The organism is Cytophagaceae bacterium (genome assembly GCA_016722655.1).
Lineage (GTDB): Bacteria > Bacteroidota > Bacteroidia > Cytophagales > Spirosomataceae > Leadbetterella.
The window spans coordinates 1-6,590 of sequence record JADKIR010000003.1 but is presented as its reverse complement, the minus strand read 5'-3'; the positions used below and the strand labels follow the sequence as shown (position 1 = coordinate 6,590).

The 6,590-nt window shown below is 31.3% G+C and carries 10 protein-coding genes; 9 read left to right on the top strand and 1 reads right to left on the bottom strand.

Annotated features, from left to right (window positions below; translation table 11 throughout):
• Positions 1-923: 923 nt before the first annotated feature.
• The 5 genes from IPP61_00630 (at position 924) to IPP61_00610 (ending at position 3,227) form a co-directional block, all read left to right on the top strand.
• Positions 924-1,394, top strand: coding sequence for a hypothetical protein (locus tag IPP61_00630; protein MBL0323686.1), 471 nt, complete (start codon positions 924-926; stop codon positions 1,392-1,394).
• A 295-nt stretch (positions 1,395-1,689) separates the two neighbouring features.
• Positions 1,690-1,947 (top strand): hypothetical protein, encoded by a 258-nt coding sequence (locus IPP61_00625; GenBank protein MBL0323685.1) that lies wholly within the window; start codon positions 1,690-1,692, stop codon positions 1,945-1,947.
• 67 nt (positions 1,948-2,014) lie between these two features.
• Positions 2,015-2,518: a hypothetical protein gene (locus IPP61_00620; GenBank protein MBL0323684.1), complete on the top strand. Its 504-nt coding sequence runs from the start codon at positions 2,015-2,017 to the stop codon at positions 2,516-2,518.
• 88 nt (positions 2,519-2,606) lie between these two features.
• Positions 2,607-2,756 (top strand): hypothetical protein, encoded by a 150-nt coding sequence (locus IPP61_00615; GenBank protein MBL0323683.1) that lies wholly within the window; start codon positions 2,607-2,609, stop codon positions 2,754-2,756.
• Positions 2,757-3,086: 330 nt separating this feature from the next.
• Complete coding sequence (locus IPP61_00610) at positions 3,087-3,227, top strand: hypothetical protein (protein MBL0323682.1); 141 nt, start codon at positions 3,087-3,089, stop codon at positions 3,225-3,227.
• Between the two features lie 93 nt (positions 3,228-3,320).
• Here the strand turns inward: IPP61_00610 and IPP61_00605 are convergent, their stop codons facing one another.
• Complete coding sequence (locus IPP61_00605) at positions 3,321-3,494, bottom strand: hypothetical protein (GenBank protein ID MBL0323681.1); 174 nt, start codon at positions 3,492-3,494, stop codon at positions 3,321-3,323.
• Positions 3,495-4,201: 707 nt separating this feature from the next.
• Between IPP61_00605 and IPP61_00600 the strand changes: the two genes are divergently transcribed.
• The 4 genes from IPP61_00600 to IPP61_00585 all read left to right on the top strand — a co-directional run bounded on the left by IPP61_00600 (position 4,202) and on the right by IPP61_00585 (position 6,585).
• Entirely contained in the window at positions 4,202-4,366 is a 165-nt protein-coding gene (locus IPP61_00600) for a hypothetical protein (GenBank protein MBL0323680.1), read from the top strand.
• Positions 4,367-4,755: 389 nt separating this feature from the next.
• A complete protein-coding gene (locus IPP61_00595; GenBank protein ID MBL0323679.1) occupies positions 4,756-5,355 on the top strand; it encodes an HNH endonuclease in 600 nt (199 codons plus the stop codon).
• Positions 5,336-5,887, top strand: a complete 552-nt coding sequence (locus IPP61_00590) for a ParB N-terminal domain-containing protein (protein MBL0323678.1) — start codon at positions 5,336-5,338, stop codon at positions 5,885-5,887. Before IPP61_00595 ends, IPP61_00590 begins: the two co-directional genes overlap by 20 nt.
• Positions 5,888-5,889: 2 nt before the next feature.
• On the top strand, positions 5,890-6,585 hold the full coding sequence (locus IPP61_00585) for a hypothetical protein (GenBank protein ID MBL0323677.1): 696 nt from the start codon (positions 5,890-5,892) through the stop codon (positions 6,583-6,585).
• Positions 6,586-6,590: the final 5 nt, after the last annotated feature.

Sequence of the window (6,590 nt, the reverse complement as noted above, 5' to 3'; positions counted from 1 at the left end):
GTATTTACGAATAAAATTCAGCACCAAAGTCGAATTTACAGTCTGATTTACAAGAAAGCGAATAGAATAACACACTGAGCTTTGAAGGAAGTACAGTTTGTATCCTAGTACTAGGCACTGGAAACAGATTATGACGGGAATATAAGCCAATCTATCCGACCGGCAATCAAAGAAAATAAAAGAGACTGGAAAATAATTGAAGAAGAAAATGTGAAGAAAATTCACTACTTTTAGGTAATGACACTCCAAAAACATCCAATAAGCCAAAAGAGGCTATAAAATCTACGGTACTTGTAAACCAGTTAAATTGAACTACCTTAAAAAAAAGTATTTTCGTCTATTATGAATTGTATTTTCATAAAAGCAGAATTTAAAAGATTCAGCACCAGACCAGGATTCATAATTTTATATTTTTAAAAATTAATGGCCGAAACATAAATAAATATTTTTTTGGTCGATTTTATTTGTAACTTTACAACATCAAACAAAAATACGACAATTAAAGTTCAAATTCCAAACTGAAACATTAGAATCAACTTTCAAGCAGATTTAGGCAAATGAAGGAAACATTTGCGGTAGAATTCCGGGGACAAGCAACAACCGGGAAATACGGTATACACCGGAAGGTACTGGCAGATTATGGAGGTTTATAAAGAACCCGGAGATAGGTGCCGGACTGGAATAATTACTAATCTGACTGTGATTGCCAAATATCAGGGATTCAGAGAGGCGATAACTTGATTTTGACAACGAAACAGACGCAAACAATTTTCCAAACAACTAACCTGATTATCTATGAGTAAGTCACAAGTCAGTTCATTAATTAGAGCTTTTAAGATTGATTATAATAATCTTAGTTTTAATATTTGGCCTTTGGTGGCTTAATAATAAAATTGCATCATAATTTAACAAAACAATCAATAATGGAAAATCAAAGCGATTCAAAATTTATAGAAATTGCCAAAAAACTGGATAATAATGTTTTATCTGTTATTGGTAGCGATAAAATTCAAGGATTTCAAAAAGCATATTTGGTAGCCGATGCCATAAGCCAATTAAGCGAATTACTAACTCCAGAGTATATGCAGCCAATAATGGCACTGCAAGGCAACAGGCTTGGATTTAAAACTGACAAAGACCTTGTAAAACAGCAAGGAGGTGGATATTCAAAAGGCCCGGGCTATCCAGAGCCAGTAGTTAAAAATTGTTTAATTGAAGCCGTTTTGATGGGATTACAACCTGTAAATAATCAATTCAATATTATTGGTGGAAATATGTATCCAACAAAAGAAGGTGCGGATATTTACTTAATAATTTCAAAGGTCTTTCTTATAATCTTGTATGTTCCTTGCCACGGATTAATCCAAATAATACATCAGCTGCGGTTGATGTAAAAATATCATGGATCTTAAACGGAGAAACAAAGGAGGAAACAATTCCAATACCGATAAAAATGGATTTCTATACTTCAGTAGATACAATTATAGGTAAGGCAACAGGAAAAGGCCGGGCATGGTTATTGAGCCGGATTTCGGGCATGGATTGTCGAACTTGATGCATCAGAAATTGAGCAAAAGTTAAAAATTGCCTCCACTAAAGAAGAAGTAAATATACTTTGGAAACAACTATCGGAAAATCAACAATCTGATTTTGAAATTATGTTTAACGAAAAAGAAAAAGAATTATAAAATGGACTTTTCAAACTTCATATTCAGAAGCCATTACCAAGGCGATTTAGTAACCGTTCCACGTCCACTTTCTGAAAGTACAATTTCAGAACTTGAATCATTCAGAGAAAGAAATTTAGGTATCGGAAAGCCATTGACAGAAAAACAAGCTGAAAAACTTATTGAACTTGAATACAAGTTTTTGAAGTCAACAAAATTTGAACTTTCTACAACGGCACAAAAACTTTTGACAAAAATATATTTGCTCAAAAAAATTTAACCGTGATTTTAGACTTGAAAATAAATACTTTGACAAAGGTATTTTAGTTGAAAAAGAAAGCGGTACTTTGAGTGAATTATTGAATATTAGGCTTGTTTCAGATCAACAGGAAAAACAAAATGATTGGGTACGTGGCAAAAGAGATATTAAGTCTGAAAAAGTGATTATTGACATTAAATCGACTTGGGATTTTAATACATTTGGTCAACATCTTATCGAATCAAATGAAGAGTTCTATTTTCGCCAGCTGGATAATTACATGGAACTTTGGGGAATAAATGAGGCACTGTTGGCTTATGTATTGGTAGATACCCCAATTCATTTGATTAACCAGGAAGTTACCAATAAGAATTATAAAATGCAGTTCCTTGACAATGCCGAAATATTCCGGATTCCAGAATTACAGAAGTCAAGAGAATTATCATTGACCATATTTTTACAAGAAAAGCACTCGAAGAATATTGCACACAGTCGGCCAGTATTCATATCGAGTGGTTTATTGACTTTGTTGAAATTCCTATTCAGGACAGGGTGCATTTGGTGCCTCATTCATTTGATTCTGAAAGAATAAAGCAAAGGAATGAATGTTTGCGATTAGGCCAAATTTTTAAACAAACATAAAAGCAGTTAACAACATTAATTTTTCAATTTAAATAATCATGGACGTTTTAAGGTTGCCAATACGGATAAAAGCAAAAGACAAGGTAATGAAGTTTGATGTAGTTTTAAATCCAATATTCTTTTCTTTTTATAAAGGATTTGAAGTAAAAGTAATTGAAGGACCATTGTCCGGAAGTATATTTTGCTAAAATATCAGATTTTGAATACAATTTATATGGTAAATTTCAAATATGGATATTATGGAAATTTTATTGGATTAGGAATGTTTTTTTGGAGACATATAAGATATTATTACCCTTATCAGGTAAAAATGTTTTTCAAAAGAAATAAAAATAAAGGCAAAGGTTTAGAATGTGGGGACGATTTGCCATTTTAAAGTTATCACTTGTAGTAAGTTTGATATAGCAAAAAAAGCCCGGAGTTTTCCAGGCTTTTTCTTAAATTTTAATAATGGAAATGGCTTTTTTAATTTCGCCGCACCAATACCTTTGTAGCTATTCGGCTTGATTGCGTGCCGGTTGGAGTTACAACAATTCGATAACATTGATAACCTGGAAGGGGCAACAGCAAATGAGGCAACCTGGGTACTGACATCAGTAAGTGTAAATGCAGTTCCAATAGTTCCAGACCAATTTAACCCATCTATTGATCCCTTGTAATGCCACAGTTCTGGAGGAGTTCCGGTTTACTTTCGTAAATAAGGACTGAAAAGTAACATGAAGATTTGCACCTGGACTACCGCATATTGATATTTAGCTGGTATTCGTTACCGTATCAGTTGCAGCATGAGTTGGAGTTGACAAAGCATTACCAACTTTTACATAAGTAATTACAGGGCCGGTAGGAGCTTGAGCATAAACGGAAACCGGAGGCAGAGCGAAAAAGGCAAATAAGCCAAAAATCAAGGATAAAATAAGTTTTTTCATTGCAATAAAAATTAAATTGAAAATAATTTTGAAAAATTTCAGTACAATTTTAAGTGAAAAATAGTAAATTTCAATAAAAAATAATTAAAATATGCAAAAGTTGTATATAGGAGTTGATCCAGATATTGATAAATCCGGTGTATGTTTATATTATTCAAAAACAAATTTTGAGCTTTTAAACTTAAAGTTTTTTGAGTTATTTGATAAACTATATTTTTAAAAGATTGTGAAACTCTGGATATTGAAGTAGTTATTGAGGCCGGATGGCTTAATAAATCAAATTGGCATAAAGTAACAAATGGAAGTGCAGCAATAAACGCTAATATCGGATTAAGAACAGGAGCCAATCACGAAGTTGGCAGAAAGATAGTTGAAATGTGCCAATACTTAGGATTAAAGCACCATTTGATAAAACCAACTAAATCAAAAGTGAATGCAGAAACCTTTAAAGCTATTACAAAATATCAAGGTAGAACTAATTCCGAAATGCGTGACTCATGTTTACTTGTGTATGGGAGATAAAATAATTTGAAAAATAAGTTAAAATATTTTTTATATCAAAATAACCTGCTATATTTGTTCATCAAACAATCAGAAATAAACATTTACGACAATGACAAAAACAGAATTTTTAAATAGCCAATTATCAATTGTTAAGGTTAATAACAAAAAAGTTTTTAACAAAGCAAAAAACGCTTATGTTCTTTTTGAATGGAAAGTATCTTTCTGTTAATGGTTTTGGACTTGTTTCTTTGAGAAGAAAAAGACGGATTTGTTTTACCTTACAACCTATTGGCAGAACTGGTGCATTAAAGTCAATTATTAAAGGTGGTGGATTTACTGATTATTCAAAAATGGCTTTTATAAAATAATCATGAAAAAGCAACACAAAAAGATTTTAATAGCAATTTTGGTAATAGTAGTTTATCAGTTGCTAAATTTGGATGAAATTAATCAGATATTGATTTTTCATCAGTAAGGTATTTTCCCGAAATAAAACATTAAAGACTAAATAAATTGTAAACATCTAAACAAAAAGTAGAAGAACAAGTTATTTTAATGGGAATGGTTTAGAACTCCGGTTTATTCTCGGAGTTACTTTTGAAAAAAAATGTCATAGTTTTTATAGGTTAGGGTTTAATTTAAAAGCACTCTTTTTAAGGGTGTTTTTTTTATTTACAAAGTTTTCATAATTTTACACCCGACCGAATAGGTAAATCAATCGGTTAATTAAATCATTTTTAATTAACAAATCAAAATTATGGGTACTGAGATATTAAAAAATCAAAAATTTAACTGCTTAACTTGTGGCGTTGAATTCCAAAGTACTAAAAACTGCAAAACAAGAACACCAAAATACTGCAAAAAAGAATGCTATGCAAAATCCTTAATTAAGGAAAAGCCGATAAAGGTTAAGAAAAGTTTAAAAGGAATTTTATTGACCGAAAAACATAAACTTGCATTAAGCCAGGGGCGTAAAAACTCAGAAAAATGTAAAGGAAAAAATCTTTATAACTGGAAAGGAGGAAAGGAAACTGAATCAATAAGAATGAAAGAATCCTTTTATAAAAGAAAATTGGGGCTAAAATTAAAAATGCCAATATTTTTTTTAAAAAATGCTTTAAAATTTCAAAATAATAATTGTTTCTTTTGCGAAGCTGATTTAACTAATTATAAAGCTATTGAACATTTAACTCCAGTTTCAAAACTTGGAGACAATCAAACTTACAATTTAGTTTATTCTTGCAAAAGTTGTAATTCACAAAAAAGGCAAAATACTTTAGAAGAGTTTGCCATTAAAAAAAACAGATTCGATTGGTTAGATAAATTTGATTATATATATGCAAACTCAATTAGTTAAAGTAAAAGATTTAAAAAACAATTCCGGACAAATTGAAGGATTGCCAAAAAATCCAAGAATTTTGAAAGATGATAAGTTTATTAAATTAAAAAAATCATTACAAGACGATCCTGAAATGTTGCAACTTCGGGAAGTTATAGCCTACGATAATAACGGTGAATTAGTCGTTATTTGTGGAAATATGAGATTAAGAGCTTTGAAAGAACTTGGAGTAAAAGAAGTACCGACCAAAATACTTCCAAAAGAAACAAGCGTTGATAAGCTGAGAGCTTACACGATAAAGGATAATGTTGCTTTTGGTGAGCATTCCTGGGATGACCTCGCGAACGAATGGGATGCGGAAAAGTTGGAAGAGTGGGGACTGGATTTGCCCGGTTTTGATGTAAATAATGAAACCGAACACAAAGACCTTTCAGGAGATTTAAAAGAAACTTTTGAGGTTATCATATCTTGTAATGACGAAACACACCAAGAGCAAGTGTACAATAAAATGATTGCGGATGGTTTTAATGTTAGGGTATTAACTTTGTAATTATGGAATTTGAAATAATAAAAAAGACAGAACCAAAAGAAACTTTTAGAGTTTCAAGTGTATTAAATGCCTTTGATTTATCTATTGATAAAGTTTGTGAAAAATTCAAGGGTAATATTCAAATCGAAGACAAAGATTGGAATGTAGGTTTAATCGTTGGTAGTTCAGGTAGTGGAAAATCTACAATAGCAAAAGAACTTTTTAAGGATGGTTATATTTTTGAGCAGAACTATTCAGAAAGTAGTGTTATTGATGATATGCCAAAAGAAAAAAGCGTAAAGGAAATTACAAAAGCATTTACAAGTGTTGGTTTTGCCAGTCCTCCAAGTTGGCTCAAACCTTATTCAGTCTTAAGTAATGGAGAAAAAATGCGATGTGATTTAGCGAAGTCAATATTAGAAGAAAAAGAAATAGTTGTTTTTGATGAGTTCACAAGTGTAGTTAATCGTGAGGTTGCAAAGACTGGCTCATTTGCTATTCAGAAAGCAATACGCAAAATGAATAAAAAGTTTATTGCGGTCGCTTGTCATTCAGATATAATTGAATGGTTGGAACCTGATTGGATTTACAATACTGATGAACAGAGGTTTTTTTTTGTCCAAACGAATACAAACGACCACAAATCAAACTTGAAATATTCAGGAACACAAACAATAAGGATGAAGTTTGGAAACCCTTTAAAAAGTATCATTATTTAGATGAA